This is a genomic window from Lysinibacillus sp. NPDC096212 (genome assembly GCF_044763105.1).
In the GTDB taxonomy this organism is placed as follows: domain Bacteria; phylum Bacillota; class Bacilli; order Bacillales_A; family Planococcaceae; genus Lysinibacillus.
Genome location: NZ_JBIWFQ010000034.1, coordinates 33,034 through 53,576, shown reverse-complemented (window position 1 = coordinate 53,576; position 20,543 = coordinate 33,034). Strand labels below are relative to the sequence as shown.

Annotated in this window: 18 protein-coding genes and 3 pseudogenes; 3 read left to right on the top strand and 18 right to left on the bottom strand. The window is 36.1% G+C overall.

The window, feature by feature from the left end:
* Window positions 1-137: 137 nt before the first annotated feature.
* Complete coding sequence (locus ACIQ7T_RS24290) at window positions 138-1,031, bottom strand: cation diffusion facilitator family transporter (RefSeq protein WP_370076351.1); 894 nt, start codon at window positions 1,029-1,031, stop codon at window positions 138-140.
* Window positions 1,032-1,979: 948 nt separating this feature from the next.
* Here ACIQ7T_RS24290 and ACIQ7T_RS24285 point away from each other — a divergent pair.
* Window positions 1,980-2,285 (top strand): TIGR04104 family putative zinc finger protein, encoded by a 306-nt coding sequence (locus ACIQ7T_RS24285; RefSeq protein WP_402874283.1) that lies wholly within the window; start codon window positions 1,980-1,982, stop codon window positions 2,283-2,285.
* A 201-nt stretch (window positions 2,286-2,486) separates the two neighbouring features.
* Here ACIQ7T_RS24285 and ACIQ7T_RS24280 read toward each other — a convergent pair whose 3' ends face one another.
* From ACIQ7T_RS24280 to ACIQ7T_RS24270, 3 genes are all read right to left on the bottom strand, one after another.
* The gene (locus ACIQ7T_RS24280; RefSeq protein WP_370076347.1) at window positions 2,487-3,119 is read right to left on the bottom strand and encodes a type 1 glutamine amidotransferase family protein; all 633 of its coding nucleotides are present in this window, start codon (window positions 3,117-3,119) and stop codon (window positions 2,487-2,489) included.
* 74 nt (window positions 3,120-3,193) lie between these two features.
* Window positions 3,194-4,156: a helix-turn-helix transcriptional regulator gene (locus ACIQ7T_RS24275; RefSeq protein ID WP_402874280.1), complete on the bottom strand. Its 963-nt coding sequence runs from the start codon at window positions 4,154-4,156 to the stop codon at window positions 3,194-3,196.
* 63 nt (window positions 4,157-4,219) lie between these two features.
* Entirely contained in the window at window positions 4,220-4,795 is a 576-nt protein-coding gene (locus ACIQ7T_RS24270) for a recombinase family protein (protein WP_402874277.1), read from the bottom strand.
* Between the two features lie 178 nt (window positions 4,796-4,973).
* Between ACIQ7T_RS24270 and ACIQ7T_RS24265 the strand changes: the two are divergent.
* Window positions 4,974-5,078 (top strand): annotated as a pseudogene (locus ACIQ7T_RS24265) (DUF4158 domain-containing protein); the annotation flags it as partial.
* 108 nt (window positions 5,079-5,186) lie between these two features.
* Here ACIQ7T_RS24265 and ACIQ7T_RS24260 read toward each other — a convergent pair.
* The 8 genes and pseudogenes from ACIQ7T_RS24260 to ACIQ7T_RS24225 form a co-directional block, all read right to left on the bottom strand.
* Window positions 5,187-5,990 carry an arsenite methyltransferase gene (locus ACIQ7T_RS24260; protein WP_402874274.1) on the bottom strand — a complete coding sequence of 268 codons (804 nt, stop codon included), beginning with the start codon at window positions 5,988-5,990 and terminating at the stop codon, window positions 5,187-5,189.
* Between the two features lie 13 nt (window positions 5,991-6,003).
* Window positions 6,004-6,285: a Fe-S cluster assembly protein HesB gene (locus ACIQ7T_RS24255; RefSeq protein ID WP_402874271.1), complete on the bottom strand. Its 282-nt coding sequence runs from the start codon at window positions 6,283-6,285 to the stop codon at window positions 6,004-6,006.
* Entirely contained in the window at window positions 6,282-8,051 is a 1,770-nt protein-coding gene (gene arsA / locus ACIQ7T_RS24250; RefSeq protein WP_402874268.1) for an arsenical pump-driving ATPase, read from the bottom strand. Before arsA ends, ACIQ7T_RS24255 begins: the two co-directional genes overlap by 4 nt.
* A gap of 1 nt (window position 8,052) precedes the next feature.
* Window positions 8,053-8,412, bottom strand: a complete 360-nt coding sequence (gene arsD / locus ACIQ7T_RS24245) for an arsenite efflux transporter metallochaperone ArsD (RefSeq protein WP_402874265.1) — start codon at window positions 8,410-8,412, stop codon at window positions 8,053-8,055.
* A gap of 1 nt (window position 8,413) precedes the next feature.
* A pseudogene (locus tag ACIQ7T_RS24240) lies at window positions 8,414-8,793 on the bottom strand (arsenate reductase/protein-tyrosine-phosphatase family protein).
* An 11-nt stretch (window positions 8,794-8,804) separates the two neighbouring features.
* The gene (arsB, locus tag ACIQ7T_RS24235) at window positions 8,805-9,863 is read right to left on the bottom strand and encodes an ACR3 family arsenite efflux transporter (RefSeq protein ID WP_370076335.1); all 1,059 of its coding nucleotides are present in this window, start codon (window positions 9,861-9,863) and stop codon (window positions 8,805-8,807) included.
* 16 nt (window positions 9,864-9,879) lie between these two features.
* Window positions 9,880-10,185 (bottom strand): ArsR/SmtB family transcription factor, encoded by a 306-nt coding sequence (locus ACIQ7T_RS24230; RefSeq protein ID WP_370076333.1) that lies wholly within the window; start codon window positions 10,183-10,185, stop codon window positions 9,880-9,882.
* A gap of 296 nt (window positions 10,186-10,481) precedes the next feature.
* Entirely contained in the window at window positions 10,482-12,143 is a 1,662-nt protein-coding gene (locus ACIQ7T_RS24225) for a hypothetical protein (protein WP_402874261.1), read from the bottom strand.
* Between the two features lie 239 nt (window positions 12,144-12,382).
* Between ACIQ7T_RS24225 and ACIQ7T_RS24220 the strand changes: the two genes are divergently transcribed.
* The gene (locus tag ACIQ7T_RS24220) at window positions 12,383-13,330 is read left to right on the top strand and encodes a LysR family transcriptional regulator (protein WP_402874258.1); all 948 of its coding nucleotides are present in this window, start codon (window positions 12,383-12,385) and stop codon (window positions 13,328-13,330) included.
* Window positions 13,331-13,410: 80 nt separating this feature from the next.
* Here the strand turns inward: ACIQ7T_RS24220 and scpC are convergent.
* The 6 genes and pseudogenes from scpC to prpB form a co-directional block, all read right to left on the bottom strand.
* A pseudogene (scpC, locus tag ACIQ7T_RS24215) lies at window positions 13,411-14,920 on the bottom strand (succinyl-CoA:acetate CoA-transferase ScpC).
* 32 nt (window positions 14,921-14,952) lie between these two features.
* Complete coding sequence (locus ACIQ7T_RS24210) at window positions 14,953-15,588, bottom strand: HD domain-containing protein (protein WP_402874255.1); 636 nt, start codon at window positions 15,586-15,588, stop codon at window positions 14,953-14,955.
* A 456-nt stretch (window positions 15,589-16,044) separates the two neighbouring features.
* Window positions 16,045-17,109, bottom strand: a complete 1,065-nt coding sequence (locus tag ACIQ7T_RS24205) for an enoyl-CoA hydratase/isomerase family protein (protein ID WP_402874252.1) — start codon at window positions 17,107-17,109, stop codon at window positions 16,045-16,047.
* 13 nt (window positions 17,110-17,122) lie between these two features.
* A complete protein-coding gene (locus ACIQ7T_RS24200) occupies window positions 17,123-17,908 on the bottom strand; it encodes an enoyl-CoA hydratase-related protein (RefSeq protein WP_402874249.1) in 786 nt (261 codons plus the stop codon).
* 25 nt (window positions 17,909-17,933) lie between these two features.
* Window positions 17,934-19,592: an acyl-CoA dehydrogenase family protein gene (locus ACIQ7T_RS24195; RefSeq protein WP_402874246.1), complete on the bottom strand. Its 1,659-nt coding sequence runs from the start codon at window positions 19,590-19,592 to the stop codon at window positions 17,934-17,936.
* 36 nt (window positions 19,593-19,628) lie between these two features.
* Window positions 19,629-20,543: a methylisocitrate lyase gene (gene prpB, locus ACIQ7T_RS24190; RefSeq protein WP_402874243.1), complete on the bottom strand. Its 915-nt coding sequence runs from the start codon at window positions 20,541-20,543 to the stop codon at window positions 19,629-19,631.

Below are 20,543 nucleotides of genomic sequence, written 5' to 3'. Positions count from 1 at the left end.
CAATACACACAAGCCCTTTTCTACCTTTTATCCTAGTCAATACAACTTTAAATAATTTAGAATTTATCTTTATTCACAAAAAAGCCTCACTTCATTGAAGAAAGTGAGGTTTTTTGTAAGTTTCTTTTGATTAAGTTCTATTCTATATAGTAAGGATTTACATGAATAAGGACTTCCCCTACATCGGGGTATTTATTTAATATTTCATTTTTTATATCACGAGCTATATCATGGCCTTGTTTAATTGTTAAATCATGATTAAGTGAAAGACGAACGTCTAGAATCTTATAGTGACCGTGTTCTCTTGCACGGATTTTGTCTATTCGTTTTACTTGATAAAATTCATGAATAGTCGCTTCATAACTGTCTAAAAGATACTGATCCACGCTTTTTTCCATTAAAATATCAACAGAAGGTTTAACTAATTCCATTGCGATTCTAAAAATAAAATAAGCTACTAAAGCACTTGCGATTGCGTCCGCGTATAACAAATATGTCCATCCAATTGCATTTCCTATAATCGCTAAAAGGACTCCTATAAATGCTGCAAGGGAAGCAATAATATCACCTTTATGATCATAAGCAATCGCTATTATAGCCTTACTATTCCACTTTTTCCCCTGTTTTATGGAGTATCTATATAATATTTCTTTTGCTATGTAAGAAATTATAGCTACAATCAATGCACTGTACTGTGGTACACCGGGTTTATCAAAAAATGCTAAAATTGCTTCTACGAATATATATAGTGAAACTAATATTAAAATAATTCCAACGATCGCTTCACTAATCACCTCTGCCTTACCATGCCCAAAGGGATGATCCTTATCAGGTGGTTTATTAGAGATACCTACAACCGCTAGCACAGCAATCGAAGCTACTACATCTGCCCCAGAGTGGATGCCGTCTGCAAATACAGCCTCACTACTTCCAAAAAGGCCAAAGAAGATTTTACCTATCATTAGAATTAGGTTGGATACAAGTGCAATCCATGCAACTTTTTTGCTAATTTGTTCTCTTTCACTAACCATTTATTTCTCCTCCGATTAAGAGTTTTAAAACTAAAAAACTGAGGGAAGAAATTCTCCTCAAATACCCTTAACCTACTTCATTCAATTAATACTCAACTATGATATCAGACGAATATCGAGTGGGTCTACAACAACCTTTTTTACCAATACTAAATAAATTTAGAGCATAAAAATAAGTTGCCTTAGACCAAATTAACAACTCGTATTTACTTTTCTTTTCTCTTGCGGAATATCCTTCAAATGGATTCTTTATTAAAGTGTAATTGCAAAATTTCCAGGCAGTTTAGTTGAATAAGTGCGGGCGTTTTTGTGTTTTAATAAGAACTGCTATTAAGGCGAAGGTATAACTTATGAAATACATTAAGGCTTATATGTAACCCTTGTACTAATTATGTTTATTATTTTGGTTATCACAACAATATTTGATGATGATTATTCAGGGATTGTATGTTCGTTTGTTTAGGCATATTTATAATAGGAACAGCATTTTTTATAAACACCAAACAATTAAAAAATTAGGATGCGTAAAGCGAGTTGCTAAACTATTGGGGGTTTACAAAGTAGATCCAATCTTTTTCTTCTCCAATTAACAGCAGAGCAGATAAGAAGGATACAACTATTCTCAGGAGATTTATTGCGAGGAGATGATTTTTTGGTTAGTGTATTGGAAAATATAACCCAAGTATCAGGAATAATATTACTCCTATGTTCAGTCTATTACTATAGACACTTTAAGAAAATTAGGAGAGAAAGAAAATTAACTTTGCTTGAATCTTCGATCTATGTCATAACTCAAGTTGCACTTTATCTTTGTGCAGGCAGTTATTTTCTTCTGTTTTTGGATAGGAATTTCGGATAGAAATTACTAGACTAACTGGGTACTTTACTTGAAGATTTTTGAGTATCTTTCATAGTTGCAATGATTCTTGCATAGGAGGAGATGAATATATGAGTTTACAGAAATGCGATAAATGCAATACTCAATTTAAATGGAGCAAAATCATAAAATCTCTTTTTTTAGCATACAGTCCTATTCAATGCAATCAATGTGGTACGGAGCATAGGATAATATTCTTTTCAAGAATTATATTGTCTTTGTTATCAGTTCTACCATTGTGGTTACTTGGCTTTATCATATTAACTCAATTATCGTCTTCCATTTCTTATACTTTTTCGATAATGATTTTATCTGGTGTTTTTTTGTTTTTGTTTTTGTTATTTCCTTTTTTTGCGAAGTACAAATCGGAATACTGAATATATTTATGGTGAAATAAGGTTTTACACTTGTTAAGCTAAGGAGTGCTGTAGTTAAAGATTATTAAGTTGTATAAGTAGCTCTTTTGCTTATTGGGGTAGCGTCAGGAAAATGCGGATTTACAACGATAAGAAAATTCCAAATTAAAAAGCCCAACTTCTCTACAAATCAAAATAGAGAAATTGAGCTTTTCAGTTACTTCATTTATTTATTGAATTCATTAACTGGAAGAAGTATTCAGGTTTATGAGTCTTATTTAGGTTATACCATGAATGTAATGCATCTGGTGTAAATACATCTATTTTTTTTAGTACCTCCATTGCAAATTCCAGAGGAGCTATTCCTGATGCAGTAACTAAATTCGCATCAGATACCGCAGATCCTAACTCATAGAATTTTTCTCCTTTATAGTTAGGACATACCATTTTAGTATATTCTAAGTTATTACTTGTATGCTTTCTAGTATCTAAGTATCCCATATTCGCGAGTCCCTCAGTTGCACCACAAATTGCAGCAACAATAGTGCCAATCTTTAAAGCTTGGCCAATTCTTTCCAAGATAGGTTGATGAATTTCTTCACTCCAAGTAGTCCCTCCTGGTAAAATTAAAAGATCTTTACTCTCAAGAGTACATTCATCAAGGGAAATATCTGGTTTTATGCTCAGTCCTCCCATAGTAGTAATCATTTCTTTATTAGCTCCTACTGTAATTACTTTTAAAGGTGCTAAATCTTTTTTGAAATATCTTCCTGTATTTAGTTCAGCAATTAAATATCCATATTCCCAGTCCGACATTGTATTAAATACATATAGAAAAACTTTTTTTGTTTGCATCCAATAACACTCCAATCACAATTGATATAGATATTATAAGATAACTTCCCTGACAGTTAACGTCAGGGAAGTTATCATACTTGATGAAATTTTATTAATTCCGACAGAACTTCAATAAGTCTTTTCTTAAGACTTATTGGCTCAATAACTTTAATAGATTTATTGTACGGTAAAAGTAAATAAGGTACATATGTATGTATCATATCTTTTTCAAGAAGAAAAACTGCTTGATTTGAAGTCCGTTCTTGTAAATAATGTCCTAAAAACCAATGTTGGCAAATATCATCCAATACACTTTTATCCCCATTAATAACCAAAGAAATAATCCCTTCCTTATCTTCTATAGTTGGAAGAAGATTTTTTATAAAAAAGTCACGTGCTGAAAAATTTTCTGGCCGGTTAAACTTATTTTCAGTTAGCATTAGACTTTCAATTCGATCTACTCTAAAACTACGGATATCATTCCTAAGATGACATAATCCAATCACATACCACTTATTATTCCAATAGATAATTCTGTACGGATCGACCAATCTATAATTTAATTGCTTTTCGCCACTTTTATGGTAAAGAATTTTTACTGAGTACCCGTCAGCTACGGCCTGCTCCAACTCCTTCAAAAAAGGTTCCATAGAGAGTGAACTTAATCGACTTATTACTTCAAGACTAGTTACATGTTGGTTTATCTTTGTTTCCTGCTCTTGATTTGAATATTTGCTTAGCTTTGAAATAGCCCTATTTAGTGCTTCACCACCATAATATCCAGCTTCTTCTGCAAAAACAGCAGCATGATAAAGTGAAGTTTGCTCCTCAAAATCAAAAAAAAGAGGAGCCTCAATAAAATTGTTCAATAAAGTGTATCCACCGTTATGTCCTGGTTCTGAAATTATAGGTACACCACTTGTTGAAATTGTATCAATATAACGATACACAGTCCTTATATTCATCTCTAACTTTTCTGAAATTTGTTTTGCAGTAATTTTTTCACCTGAACGAAGCATCCATAGAATTGCTAACATATTGTCAATTTTAGGCATATAATTCCACCTCTATATGAAATTTATTTTCTATTATATATTTCCGATTTTTGGTATAACTCATCAACTGTTCCTTTCCGATAGCTTTCTATATAATGAGGCCCTAGACACATTTGTAATTTCACAAATTTGATTTACAGTCATATCTCCCTCTTTATAAAGCTTTACTGCATAATTCATTCCTGCATGATTTTTATGGTACTTCTTTAACCGACCTTTAAACTTTCCTTCTTTCTTAGCTAGTTCAATCCCTTCACGCTGCCGCATACGGATAAGATCACGTTCTAATTGGTTTACACCTGCCATAACCGTAATTAAGAATTGGCTGTAGGGATTATCTTCTGATAAATCTAGCCATGTATCTTTTAAGGATTTTAAATTTGCCTTTTTACTCCGTATGTTATCGATTAATTCAAATAAATCTTGTGTACTACGAGTAATCCGAGTTAAGTCCGTAACATAAATGATGTCACCTTCTTGTATATCCTCTAACATTTTTTGAAGTTGCTCACGATCTTTTGTTGCTCCGTAAACTTTTTCTTCAAAAATAATATCCATTCCGATTTCGTTCAGTTGCTGAAATTGCCTTGAAGGATTCTGGCTAGTTGAACTGACACGTATATAACCGATTTTTCGCAAAATATCATCTCATTTTTGAGACAAGTCTTATGAGACGCTCTTAACTATGTTTTTATCAGTCTCCTACACTTGTATCAATAGAGTACACTCTATTGATATATAATTGAGCTAATTAACTGAATAATTACAGAAATGAGATGATACTTTATGAAAATTACGAGAGGTGGTGCTAGGAACCTACTACACTTTTTCCAAACGAGATTTAGAAATTATAAATAAACGAAGGAGAGAAGAAAACCGTTTAGGGTTCGCCGTTCAATTAGCCGTTCTTCGGTATCCCGGTGGCCATACACTCATATCAAAAGCATCCCGGATTCATTCATACATTATATTTTCTTATATATAGTGTATTTTTTACGTCTAGCATTAAGCTAGACGTAAATTAATCCTTCTATTTCACCGCTTGAATAATAGCTGAGACAATATAATTCTCTAGATCATAATTAGGTTCCCATTCACGGATAAATTCTTTTGAATCATCTTTTGGTTCAATTGAGATATTTGTAAAGCCAGCATCTTTTAAAAGTTCTTCATATTCATCAATCGAAATAGCACCAGATATACATCCAGAATACAAACTCATATCTGTTAAATAACTCTCTGGTAAGGCTGCCGTTAGAACAACATCTGAAATCGCTAAACGACCACCTGTTTTTAAAATACGGTAAGCTTCTTTAAATACCTGTGGCTTGTTTGGTGATAGATTGATCACACAATTCGAGATGATAATATCAGCTGTATGATCCGCAACAGGCATCTGTTCAATTTCTCCTAAACGAAATTCTACATTTTCAAAACCTGGTTTTTCTGCGTTACGGCGTGCCTTTGAGATCATTTCAGGTGTCATATCAATGCCAATTACTTGACCTTCTCTCCCTACCTTTGGTGCAGCTAAGAAACAATCGAAGCCACCACCAGAACCTAAATCAACAACAGTTTCTCCATGCTTCAAATCCGCGATAGCTTGTGGATTACCACAGCTAAGGCCCATATTGGCTCCATCAGGAATAGAAGCTAGCTCTTCCTTTGTATAGCCCATTTTTTGCGAAATTTCTTCGATGGAAATATTTTGATTTTCATCTGGATTACAGCAGCTAGAGGCTGGTGTACAGCATCCTTGTGTACTGTTTAATTTCAAGGCTACTTTCGCATAATTTTCACGTACATTTGTACGAATATTATCTTCTCTTGTCATTTAAAACCCCACCTTAGCAAGATTTTGGTGAATAACCTACCAACACTAAACCTAGTTCACCATTCTCTTCTTCTGCATGAATTGTAACTTCTGTTAATTGAGGTGCAATATCAGGATGAATGGCAACTTCGATCCCTTCAATTGTCTCTACAGTATCTTCATCTGTAGGTGCTTCTAAGCCCACACCTAAATTAACACCACAGCATCCTGGAATGCCGAAGAAACGCAGTGTTTTCACCTCTGAATCAGCTAATACTTGCTCTAAATAATTTTTACCTTCGGGACTCATTTTCATTTGAATGTCTCTCCTTTAAGTTCATGTAAACCTTTTGTTCCTACTGGTGGTGTTTTTACCCATGAGATGGCCACGAATTGATTGTTGCTGATGGATCTGATTTCTTCTAACCATTTTGTTTCAGCTTGTTGCTTTTGTATTAATGTTAGACTAGTTGTTTCAATAGATGAAAATGTCTGATTGATAACCCACCAATCAACGGATAATCCAGCACGCTGTAAATCTTCCTGTAAACGTGTCGCTTCAAAAACAGGTGTTGCTTCAGGAAGTGTTACAATAGCTACGCTTGTATAACTCGCATCACGTAATCGTGGTAACAAGTTTGAAACAGCTGGAGGGATGTCACCTTGCGAACGGCTTATTTCACGATGATAAGCTTCTGTCGCATCTAATAACAACAATGTATGGCCAGTTGGTGCTGTATCAATAATAATGACTTCATCTTGATGATTTTCTACAACATCAGCAAACGCTCGGAATACGGCAATTTCCTCTGTACAAGGAGAGGCCAAGTCTTCTTTGACAAATGCTAAGCCTTCTTCATTCATCGTTTCACTTGCTTTTGCAAGCACTTCGGCTTCATAATTTGCAACTTCTACTTTTGGATCAATACGACTTACCGTTACATTTTTAACTTTGTCATCACCGAACGTCCAATTTAAATGCGCTGCTGGATCAGTCGTAGTTAAATGTACATGCATGCCTTCTTCTGCTAAGCGCAGGGCGATATACGAAGCAACTGTTGTTTTGCCGACACCGCCTTTACCCATTGTAAATATAAGCCTCGGCTTACGTTCTAAATAATCGGCAATCATGTCTTCTACTTCAGGGACCGTCATACCTTTGTCTGCTTCATTTTCATGTAAGATATCTTGATCTGTCATCCATGCTTGCATACGCTCAATACTTGATAATGAGTATGGGACAAACGGTAAATAGTATTGTTCAAATTCCTTTAACTCTTTAGGAATCAACTCTAATGCTTCTGTTTGGCGTGCAATGAATGCTTTTTCCACTGCATCATTAGAGTATAGATTTTTCATATAACCATTCACTAGTAAAATCTGATTTTGAATACCGATATCAAACAGCTCTTGAGAAGCACGTGCAGCCTCTTTTAAAGGATTTCCGTCAGGACGTGTCACAAGCATTAGTGTCGTTTGATTCGCATTTTTTAAACGCTCAACAGCCTCTTTATAGATTTCGCGTTGCGGCTCTAGTCCTTTTAATGGACCTAAACACGAAGTACCAGTAGTGTTGTCATCTAAATACGTAGACCATGCAGAAGGCAGCTGTAACAAACGTAACGTATGTCCTGTTGGTGCCGTATCAAACACAACGATATCAAAATTCTCAATTACTGTAGTATCAGTCAACAGTGTTGCAAATTCATTAAAGGCAGCAATTTCAACTGTACAAGCACCCGAAAGTTGTTCCTCCATATTCTGAAGGACTACATCAGGCAATTTACCTCTGTAGGGGCCAACCATTTGCTCTTTGTAATGTTGTGCTGCCTGTTCAGGGTCTAAATTTAATGCAAATAAATTATCGATACCATCTATTTTTGTCGGGGTATTAGAAAGTGTTTGACCGAAAATATCTTGTAAGTTGGATGCTGGGTCCGTACTAATTAGCAGCACCTTTTTCCCTTCATTTGCAATGGCTATTGATAGGCTACTAGCAACTGATGTTTTTCCAACGCCGCCTTTCCCAGTAAAAAATAGGAAAGGAGTGTCAGGGAAATGACTTCTTGAAAAGCGTTCCATATTACGCATCTCCTTTTAGAGATAAGCGTACTTTTGGTTTTTGTAATAGTTCTTCTTCGGAAAGTCCTGACCAATGTGAAAATTGTTCATTTGTCGGGTATTTCCCTTTACAAAGTAATTCTCCATCTACAAACGTTGCAGGCAGTGCATCCATTCCTTCTGACATTAGAAGCTGATTGATGGCTTCATTTTCTACAAAGGCATTTGGTTCATTTGTTAAATTAAATCGTTCAGCTTCTATATCTGTTTTCTTTAAATTATTCATTACAAATGACATACGTAATAACTCTTGGTCAATGGATGGTCCACATAAGCCCGTAGAACAGCACATTGCTGGCTCATAAATATGAATTTTTTTCATGTTATTTCGACTCCTCAGCTACAAATTGTTCAATACGTTTGCCAATAGCATCACGTACGTTCTGGAAAACTACCCACTTTTCTTCTTCTGTACCTGACGTTTTCGCTGGATCTTCAAATCCCCAATGTTCACGACGAACGTGAGGAGGCGTCATCGGACATTTATCTGCGGCATCTCCGCAAAGAGTGACGACTAGTGTTGCATTGTTTAATGTCTCTAAATCAATTAGATCAGATGTATGATTCGAAATATCAACTCCTACCTCTGCCATAGCTTTGATCGCATTCGGATTTACTCCATGTGCTTCAATGCCAGCACTTTTGACTGTCCAATCTGTAGGCAAGAATTTCCTATACATAAGAAATAAAGTGTGTTTGTCATAAAAAGTACTTCTATAATTTAATGGTTTTAAAATATTTTTTTTGCCAACGTAATGCAACCCATACAAGTCCAATGAGTACCGGTACTTCAACAAGTGGACCAATAACAGCGGCAAAAGCTACTCCACTATGAAGTCCAAAAACACCTACAGCTACAGCAATGGCTAATTCAAAGTTGTTACTAGCGGCTGTAAATGACAGGGCTGCTGTAACGGGATAAGATGCACCTGCTTTACGAGAAGAAAAGAATGAAACAGCAAACATCACAACAAAGTAAATGAATAATGGGATAGCAATTCGTACAACATCAAGTGGTAGTTCGACTAATTTTTCACCCTTCAATGCAAACATCATCACAATTGTGAACAGCAGTGCAATTAAAGTAAGTGGTGAAATCTTTGGTAAGAATCTTTCCTCATACCATTGCTTTCCTTTTGTTTTGATACCGATCCATCGTGTTAGAATTCCGGCAGCAAATGGTATTCCTAAGTAAATAAGAACACTTTTCGTAATTTCCCACATTGAAATGGACACTTTAAAATTCTCTAAGCCAAACCAACCAGGTAATACATTTAAGAAAAAGTAAGCAAAAATCGAATACGTTAAGATCTGAAAAATGGAGTTAAATGCAACTAAACCAGCTACATATTCTCGATCTCCACGAGCTAGATCATTCCACACGATAACCATCGCAATACATCGAGCTAAACCAATCATAATGAGCCCAGCCATATACTCCGGATAGTCTCGTAAGAAGATAATGGCTAAAAAGAACATTAAAAACGGACCCAATAACCAGTTTTGGAAAAGTGACAGTAAAAGAACTTTCCAATCCTTAAACACACGCCACATTTCCTCATATTTTACTTTTGCCAGTGGCGGATACATCATTACTACTAGCCCAATAGCAATCGGTATCGATGTTGTACCAACCGACATGGATTCTAATGCTTCACCGATATTTGGCATTGTGATACTTAATAAAACGCCAATACCCATCGCTACAAAAATCCAAAGAGTAAGGTAGCGATCTAAAAATGAAAGCTGTTTCGTTAAGGATTCATTACTCATCTACATTTCCCCCTATTTAGCAACCACAGTCGGTGCCACAATCACATCCAGCTACAGGTTGAATTTGTTCTAAAATGCCCTTCATCAGTGGCGTTTGATCCTCCACTAAACGATAATGTTTCCAAGTCCCTACTTTTCGCTCAGTAATAATACCTGCCTCCTTTAATTTTCGAAGATGCTGACTAACTGCTGGTTGTGAGATGCCTAAAACATCCACAAAATCACATACACAAACCTCCCCGTTCTTCATACATGCAAGTAATTTAATGCGGTTCAAGTCAGCTGCTGCCTTTAATTGTTTTTCAATTAGTGTATTTTCCATATGTTTGAGCTCCTTGTATAATCATTTGCTTATATATTACATAAAATAAAAACACCCAACCAATTACAGGTGATTAAATTATTATATAACTATAAACTTATATTATGCTTGTTAAATAATAATTGCAATAATTTTTTTCCATCATTCAAAAAAATTTTCCAAGGTTCTTTCTTGGAAGAGATAAGAGCATGTTTTGAACAATATATTTTCAAAACATGCTCTTTAGATTTGTTCCAACAAGGAGGCTGTTCTTGTTTTTGCTTAATAGTATTGAAACATAATGAGAAAGAAGTTTATTAAAACTTAGGAATATTATTGTAACCTTCAATAATATCCCCAAAACCTTGGTCGATGAGAAGGTCAGCTACCGATTGAAGAATTTCTTGTTTACTTTCCACGAGGTATTGTGCTTTTGAACGAATGAGTTGATCAAACATTTCACTTCGTTTTTCCCCAACAGCTTCCCAAGATTGTTGTGATTTCAGTAGATCTCCTAACGTTAAGAGAGGATAATCTATTCCTTCAAAGGTGAAATCACTATTCACTTGATACCACACATCCCCATTCTCTCGTAACCATTTTTCACCGATGTTTTCAACACCCTGTCTCATATTTCTGGCCACGTCTAAATAGGATTTTTCTTTTGTTTGTTGATAGGATTCTAGCAAGTAATTCATTTCTCCTAGAGCATGATTTAAGGATGTATGTGTCTTCTTTGTCTGCTGGGGAGAATAATAATCGGTCACAAGGTAACCACCTTTGGGAACTTCGATTATGTTTCCATTTTTCGTCTGATTGACCAAAAAGTCTGCATAGGTGATGGTCGAGTTTTTGAGTTCTTTAATGTCAAGCATGTTCCCTGTTTTTTTTAGGAATAACGCGACATTCTCGTTATGCCTAGTATCGGTATAGGGAGCTTGGATTCCGTAATCTTTTTTCAACCACGTACTCGTATACTCCGTTTCCCATAAACCTTTTTTATCTCCTTGAAAAATAAATAAGTTCGCAACAGAATTTAATAGCAAATCGTAGAAGTATCGCTCCTGTGTAGTTTCATAGTAATTTAATGCTTTTTTATCTTGGACCCTCACTAGGTTTCGCCCATATCCTAATTTTGTTTCAGGTTCGATCGACCATGGGAGTTTTGAATAAGGTCCTTCTGCTGTATACCATTTGTTCATTTCTTTGTATTGTTTGGTACTTTCATTTATCCATTCATTAAGCGCTTCTTCTTTTTTAAACAGAGGCTCTTGTGATATTAACACCCAGTTTTCAGATAAATCATTTCCCTCTGATTGAAGTGGAAGAGTGACAGTAAGGCCATTATCATCATTCATTAATTTCAAGTCCTTATTTTCACTCGTCAATTCCCGGACCACACTCTTATCCCCGTTCTCATAGTTGGTTATAAGTTCTTTCGATACGTAGTTTCGGCTTATCATCATATTAGTCAATAAATCTTCGTGTTCCTTTACTTTTAACAGGCCGATAGGATAGGTGGTTGGATCTACACCGAATACATGATCATGCTCATGTTGAATTTCCTGGCGTTCGAAATCCGTTAAATCATACTTTATATTTCCGCTGATAGGGTACGATATTGAGGCACTATAACCTTTGCTGCTTTTGTTTTGTAATTGAGTGAAAATGAAGAAATCCCCATTATCGATTTCTCGAACAGTGACCTTGATGGAGCCCATGCTTTCCCCATCTTCAAATAAATTATAGACAGTTGTTTGATCCGTTGAACGAATATATGATTTATTTGAACTTTTGGTTTTTTGTAATAGTAAACCATTGGCTTCCAAATGTAATTGTGCGGAGTTTGGTAATTCTAGTGAAACGCTCTCTCTAGGTTCAATTTCTTTTTGTTTATCTTCTTTTAATGACCATGCAGTCAAAATCATGGCGGCTAAAACGAAACATAAAATGCTACTCCAGATTTTTCTTTTAAACAAACTGTCCCTCCAAAATGTAACGATTCTTCTAAATTAAAGCCACCCAAATTATACCAGTGTTAATTAAGAAAAACAATTTTTCGTACATAACTAATTCTAAGATTTCTTTGTAGCATTGAAATAGAAGCTGTTGGTGCTTTAATAACTAGCTAAAATTTAAATTCTCTGGGGATTTATACGGTTCTCTATATGAGTAATGATATAATATAAGAAATAATTTTAATAAAGAAGGTACGTATATGGAGATACGACAGCTTGAATACTTTTTAGTACTGTGTAATGAGCTTCATTTTACAAAGGCTGCCGAAAAATTGAATATTTCTCAACCGACGCTCAGCCATCAAATTAAAGTATTGGAAAATGAACTGGGCATTCCACTATTCGATCGCCTAGGGAAAAAAATAGAGATTACAGATGCTGGTAAAATATTGCATGAACAATGTACCCATATATTTCGAGCAATAGATAATACAAGTAATCAGATAATTGAACTGAAAGAATTAAAAGCAGGGAAATTAGTGATCGGTACTTTACCTGGCGAATTAACAAATTTAGTGTCGGACTATTTGTTAGATTATCATCTTGAATATCCAGATCTACAAATCTGCATCAATAGTTCGGATGATTTATTAAAACAGTTTAAAGACAATAAAATCGATTTTGCGATTTCCTATAAACAAGAGTATTTCGATTATGAGGATGAGCAGCTTCAACTAATTCCATTGTTTACTGAAGAACTGCTATTCGTTGCTCATAACCATCATCCGTTAATTGTCTCTAAAAAAATAGCCTTGCAAGATGTTTTAAAGCTTCCACTAATATTATTTCCAACTATCCATCAATGTAGGAAAGTAATTGATAGTGCAGCTCGCAAAGAAAAGCTTCATGTGAAACCTAAAATAGAGACAGCTAGTATTCAAGCTATTTTTAAACTAGTTGAACAAAATGTCGGGGCAACAATTATTTCGAAAACTCTATACCACCTATATAGAACGAATACTATTTGCGAGCGAACGATCTACAATCCACCATTAACGCGAGAAATTGTACTTCTATATAGAAAAGATAAATTCATTAATTTTGCGGCAAAAGCTTTTATTCGTTTAATGGTTGAGGGGCTTGAAGAAGCGGGCTTTTCAATTTCTGAAAAGAGTCGACAATTGATTCAATCATTAATAAAACAATAAGAAATCCACTCATCACAGAATGGTGATGAGTGGATTCTATTTTTCTAATGACTAAGCACTATGCCTAGTCATCATACTTCTTATTTTTTCATTGTCTTAGCGTTCGCTAGATGAACATGCCAAGACAGTGCCTCTTCTAATAAATGAGGTGTGTGATGATGACCAGTCTTCTCTACCGCAGCATTATAATATGCCCACAATTGAGGACGGTAATCAGGTTGTGCACAATTATTAATTAATAAAGGCACGCGTTCTTTTGGTGCTAAACCGCGTAAATCAGCTACCCCGAATTCTGTAACAATGACGTCCACATCATGTTCTGTATGGTCCACATGAGATACCATAGGGACAATACTTGAGATATTACCACCCTTTGCATAGGATTTTGTGACGAATATTCCTAAACGTGCATTTCGGGCGAAATCACCAGAACCTCCAATGCCATTCATCATTTTAGAGCCTGAAACATGTGTCGAATTTACATTTCCATAAATATCAACCTCAAGTGCTGTATTAACGGAAATTAATCCTAAACGGCGAATAATTTCAGGATGATTGGATATTTCTTGAGGTCGTAAAATTAAACAATTTCTATAGTTTTCTAGCTGACTATAAACTTGCTCACCATATTCCTGTGAAAGTGTAATGGACGTACCGGAAGCGGATTTCACTTTTCCTGCATCGATTAATTCAAATACGGCGTCCTGTAACACCTCTGAATATATTTCTAAATCCTCACTCAAACTCTGATTCTAGAAAACCATTTAAAACTGCATTTGCTACCGATCCTACGCCTGATTGGATTGGTGCTAATGTTTTTGTTAAACGACCAGCTTTAACTTCATCACGTAAAAAATTGAGTAAATGCTCTGCCATTTTAGCGGTTTCCTCATCTGGCTGTACAATTGTTGATGGAGCATCTGTTTTTTCAGATAGCACTATACCACGTACCTTACTAATATCTAACGGGATACCAACTGTTCCAATTCGCTCCCCTGCACTATTTAAAGGAATAAGACTTCTCTTCCCTTGTACATCAGGAATATAAATATCATGAATTCCCTCTAGAGAGTCAGGATGCGAAACATTTAGTTCAATAATAATTTCATTTGCCATTTGCATAATAATTGGAGAGTTTCCAACAGAAGTTGTTGGTATCAACATGCCATCTTCGGTAATTGCAGTAGCTTCAATTATAGCAAAGTCAATAGGTCCTACGATTCCTTGACGAATTAACTCTGCATTATGTGAAACATGCGCATCCGTGTACAGTATTTCTCAATTGTTAATCATACGACGAATAGCTGGATCACCTTGATAGGGTGCTCGCTTACGAATAATACCAGCTTCAGCCATCTGTTGATCTACCTCTGGACCAAGTGAGGCTCCTGTATAAACATCAACTTGGAATTTTTCCTCTTTCGCTTTTTCTACAAGCGCTAGTGGTACTATTTTTGCATCGCCTACCCTTGTAAAGCCACTCATTCCTAATAACATGCCATCTTTTATCCACGTGGCAGCTTCTTGAGCTGATACAATTTTATCTTGTAAGGCAACATGACGAATTTTCTTATGTGCTAGTTTTAACATACTATATGAATCCCCTTATCTACTATCAATTTTTATTCAGACCAAGCTGAGTGCAAGACGCAATCACAAAAGTTTTTAGATTTATAATTTGGAATGAACAATGCACAAACATCAGATTTAATATTGCCAAATGTTGTTTCGGGTTTGTGCTTAAATCCTTCAAAAAATGCTGGCAAAATATTTTGTTTGAATTGATTACGTGGGAAAGCATTGATGATTTCATTTCGTTCTTCATTCGTCAAATCATGATAACCGTTCCCCATTACATCAAGGCCAACTCCGGCATATAGCAATGCGACTTCATTTTCTTTATGCTCAGCAACACCGATCGTAGTATGTAGTGCGATGGCATCCCAAACAAGTTGTATTGAGTCATCATCAATATGATGTTGAGCTAGAAATTGACGAGCTGCATTTGCGCCATCTACCTCAAAGCGTTTATCTAAGCTACTATATTGTTTTGTTAAACCTAAATCATGAAACAGAGCACTTACATATAGCAGCTCTTCATCATATGCTCTCTGCGCTTTTTTACCTTGAAGTGCCCCAAACAAATAAACACGATTTGAGTGATTCCATAGCAATTCAGAACCATGTTCTTTTAAAATATCCTGAGCTTCTAGTGCCAAACGGCTGTCAGGAATTTTAATACCCGCAATATTTGTCATCAGTAGTACCTCCCTTATTTAAAGTAGCAACTATTGCTTATTAAGAATTATAAGAATCTAGTTTCTATATATCAATTCTATAATTTCTATGATAACCATAGATTTTTTCTATGATCTTTCGTTTAATAGATACTTACTTAAATCTTTTCGGCAAGTAAAACATGAGATAATAAGGTATATAACTTGTCTTAAATAATCTGATGTGAAAAGATTTATTATGAAAAAAGTTGCCGTTAACATACTTAACCGTTCTTTCCTTTTAAACCAACTCACCTAGTGAAATAGCCAGTTATCGTCACCTTCGATTTTATTTACGAAATTGGTTGAAAAAAGGAATAAGAGATTTTTACGTATTCTAGACAGACAATTTTTTAAAGACATAACTACGAACAAGAAACCATCTACCTATTAAATAGTAGATGGTTTCGTGTTTATTGATATTATATCTAATCGTTCTCACTTCGTTACTGTCTCACTGTTATCTTGAAAGAACTTCTCCATATGGTCATCTGTAAATTCAGCTAATGATTTATAGGTATACTGTGGATTTCGATCTTTATCAATGACGACAGAGCGTACACCTTCAAAGAAATCGTTATGTTTTAAAAAGTTTTTAGCCAAGATTAAATCTGTCGCAAAGCATTCTTCTAATGTTTTATGTCGCGCATCTATAAGCTGCTTTAACGTAATTTTTAACGATGATGGAGATTTCGACAGAAGTAACTGGTTTGTTTCATGTGAAAATTTACTTGGGTCATTGTCTAAGGACTCTACGATTTCTTCCACTGTATAGTTTGAGAAATGCTGATCTATTTTATTTTGAAGGCTGGCAAGTTCACTATTTCCTAATGTTTTACTTGAATATGTCTCTATTAATTGATTTAAAGCTGTGTTTGTTTCCTGTGCATGCCAGTCAGTCTGTTCAACGCGTCCAAGGAATTTGTGTAGATTATCGCTCGTCATATAGCTATCCGCTCCATTGGCAAAGAGAACGTCTGCAGCTTGGATGACAGATGCGGTTAAAGCTAAGTAGTATCCTACATAGCCTGGTGCTTTGTTTAGGAAATAGGCAGCTCCAACATCTGGAAAGAAGCCAATATTCATTTCTGGCATAGCCCATTTTGTCCGTTCTGTAACGATTCGGTGACTAGCCCCATAGGTTAAACCGACTCCACCTCCCATGACAATGCCATCAAGGCAGGCAATAATCGGTTTAGGATAGTGATAGATAGCCATATCTACTTGATATTCTTCTTCGAAAAAGACTTCGGCATTTTTTGAAGCTACCTGACTGGAGCGAGCCTCATAGAGTGTTTTAATATCGCCTCCAGCACAAAATCCTTTCTCGCCAGCGCCTCTTAGGATGATTAGGTGAATTTGATCATTTGCTTGCCATTCCTTCAATTTCTCTCCGATGGGCTTTAGCATTTGAGTGGAAAGTGAGTTTAAAGCTTTTGGTCGATTCAGCGTAATGATGGCTGCTCCACCGTCACTGACTGAAAATATTACTTCGTTTTCCATATTGTATCCTCCCTTAAGAATGTTTAAAGTTTGGCTGTCTTTTTTCAATAAATGCCTGGACGCCTTCTTTAGCATCCTCTGTTAAAAATAGCTCAGCAAAACGTGTTCGTTCAAGTTCCAATCCTTTTTGAAGGTGATCTTTCCCTCCCTGAACTATACATTCAATTGTACGGGATACACTTGTCATACTTTTACCGTCAACAAAGGATTGAGCAACAGCTTTTGCAGTTGGTAGAAGTTCCTCAGGTTCCGTCACCATTTGAATAATACCTAGCTGTTGTGCTTCATCGGCACTTAATTGTTTGCTTGTTAAAATTAATTGTAGAGCCTTTGCTTGACTCGTCATTCTGCTAAGTCGTTGTGTGCCACCAAATGTTGGAAGTAACCCGAGTTTTAATTCTGGTAAGCCAACAATGGCATTACTAGAAGCGATTCTAAAATGGCAGCCTAACGCTAGCTCTAGTCCACCTCCGAGGGCTGGCCCATTAATGACAGCAATAACAGGCTTTTTCATGGCTTCAATTTCATCACATAAAGCTTGTCCTGCCTCGGCCATTTGCAATGCTCTTTCCTGTTGTCCAAAGGCTGAAACAAATTCCTTAATATCTGCACCAGCGGCAAAAAATCGACCGGAGCCTGTAATAATGATGGCGTTTGTTTCTTCGTCCTCTGCTAGCTCTTTGAAAATAAAGCGAAGATTTTCAATAGATGCTGATGACAAAGTATTTGCTGGTGGATGATCTAAATGAACAATCGTGATGGAACCTTCTTTGCTTACATTGGCAAATGTATCGACCATTATCATTTCCTCCTATTTTTGAGAATTAACTAATAGATTTTGGGTTGTTGATGATACTTTTCGCAATCTCTCTTTTCTTCATAAAGAGATTCTGATGTAGCGGGATGTTTAAGTGTTGAATATCATTCAGCCATGTTTTTCGTATTTGCTCATTTGTTTCAGCAGCAGAAATAATGTCAATTGTACTTTTTTCTATTTTACGATAGCCTTCCTGGCACAATATTTCTGTCATCAAGTTTTTCGTTTTTTCATGTGTTGCCTTTTCCGATCTCAGCAAAGAGGATTCCATAATATAAACATCTTTTGCCATATCAGCCAATAGGCGCATGTATTCCTGTTCTTGTTCCAGATTAATCTGTGCATCTGCAATGACATCAATGGCTACTTGCATTAAGTACTTGGAAAGCTGGATGTATTGGTGATTACTTTCTGCGGGTTGATAAGCTACTGAAATTTTATCTGTAGAAGCTGTTTGCGCTTGCTTTTTATATAACATTTTTGCGATTGTTAAACGATTGATTTCATTCGTTCCTTCAAAAATACGGCTAATTCTTGCGTCACGATATAAACGTTCTACCTCATAATCCTGCATATAGCCATATCCGCCATGTATTTGTACAGCTTCATCTACAATTTTTCCAAGTGCTTCTGAGCAATTGACTTTATTGATTGCGCATTCTATAGCGAAATCGGCTATTTTTTGAACTATTGACTCTTTACTAGCTAACTTAATGACATCATCCAATTCACCAGCTGTTCGGTATGCAGCACTTTCTGCACCGTAAATTAAGATCGCCATGTCAGCAAGTTTTTCCTGTATCATTGTAAAATCAACAATTGGTTTTTGAAATTGTTTCCGTTCTTTACCATAATTCACGGCTAATTGTAGTGCCTGTTTGGAAGTTCCGATGTTTGAAAAAGCTAGCTTTAGACGCGCCATATTCAATATATTCATGGCAACCTTATGGCCTTTTCCAACTTCGCCAAGAACATTATCACTTGGTACTGCAACGTCTTCCAAAATAAGGGTAGCTGTCGAAGATCCTTTAATGCCCATCTTCTCTTCTTCTTGCCCAACAGAAACCCCTGTAAAGGTACGTTCTACAATGAAAGCAGTCATTCCTTCGATTGTTTTCGCAAAAACGACAAAAATATCTGCTAGCTGAGCATTGGTAATCCATTGCTTTTCACCGTTTAATACCCATGCTGACCCATCTTCATTCAAAATCGCATTAGTTTTGGGACGTAATGCATCTGAACCCGCTTCTGGCTCCGTCAGGGCATAAGCTCCAATCCATTCACCTGAGGCCAGCTTTGGTAAGTACTTCAGCTTTTGAGACTCATCCCCAAAATAGACATAGGGCAATGTGCCAACTCCTGCATGAATATTGTAGGATACGCTAAAAGAGCTCCCATAGCCCATCCTTTCTGCAACTAGCCCTGAGATTGTTTTATTGAGTTCAAGACCCCCATAAGCTTCGGGTATTTCAATATCAAGTAAACCAAGGTCACCTGCTTTTTGAAATAATTGACGAGTGACATCATATTGATGCTGCTCAATAGCTGAAATATTAGGTGAAACATCCTGTTTAATGAACAACTCTGCAGTTTTTGCTATGAGCTTTTCCTCATCCTGAAAGTCCTCAGGTGTAAAGATCGTCATTTTGTCTTCTAGTTTATCCATACTAGCCCTCCTTGAAAGAAAGAGGAGAAAAGCAAGTTACTTTATTTCCTCTTTAGGTAAAATGGTTTTCGCCAACTCACTATCTAAATCTTCGAATTTGTAATAAGAAATGGATTCATATAACTCACTTCTAGTTTGCATATCCTCGATAACTTCTTTTTGAGTCCCTGTATTTTTTATTAATTCAAACACTCGTTCATATGCTTTGGCTGCTACTCTCATGGATGTAACGGGATAAATAACCATCGAATAGCCCATTTTTTCGAACTCCTTAGCCGTATAATACGGTGTTTGTCCAAATTCAGTCATATTGGCTAATAAAGGAGCATCTAACTCACTTGCAAATTGTTTAAACTCTTTTTCTGATTGTAGAGCCTCTGGAAAAATAGCATCCGCTCCAGCTGCTACATAGGCTTTGGCTCTAATGATAGTCTGTTCTAAGCCTTCTACAGACCTTGCATCTGTTCGGGCAACAATAAGTAAAGTAGGTGCTATTTGTTTAATCATTTTTATTTTTTGTATCATTTCCTCTTGGGAGACGAGTGTTTTACCATTCAAATGACCACATTTTTTAGGAAGATTTTGATCCTCAAGCTGGACAGCAGCCACCCCTGCCTCTACCATTTCACGAGCTGTGCGGGCAACATTTAATACACCACCAAAGCCAGTATCGATATCCACTAGAATTGGTAAATTAGTAGCTCGGATAATATCGCTAGCACGCTGAGCAACTTCATTTGAATAAATCATTCCTAAATCAGGTAAGCCCCTGCTCGCTGTGTAAGCAGCTCCAGAAAGATATAATGCCTCAAAGCCAACTTTTTTAGCCATTAAGCCGGCCATTGCATCATGAGCTCCTGGTATTTGCAAAATAGCTGAACGAGTGATTAAAGCTCGAAATTGTTCTGCTAATTGTTTTTGTGAAACTGCTTCATTGACAATCCACGCCAT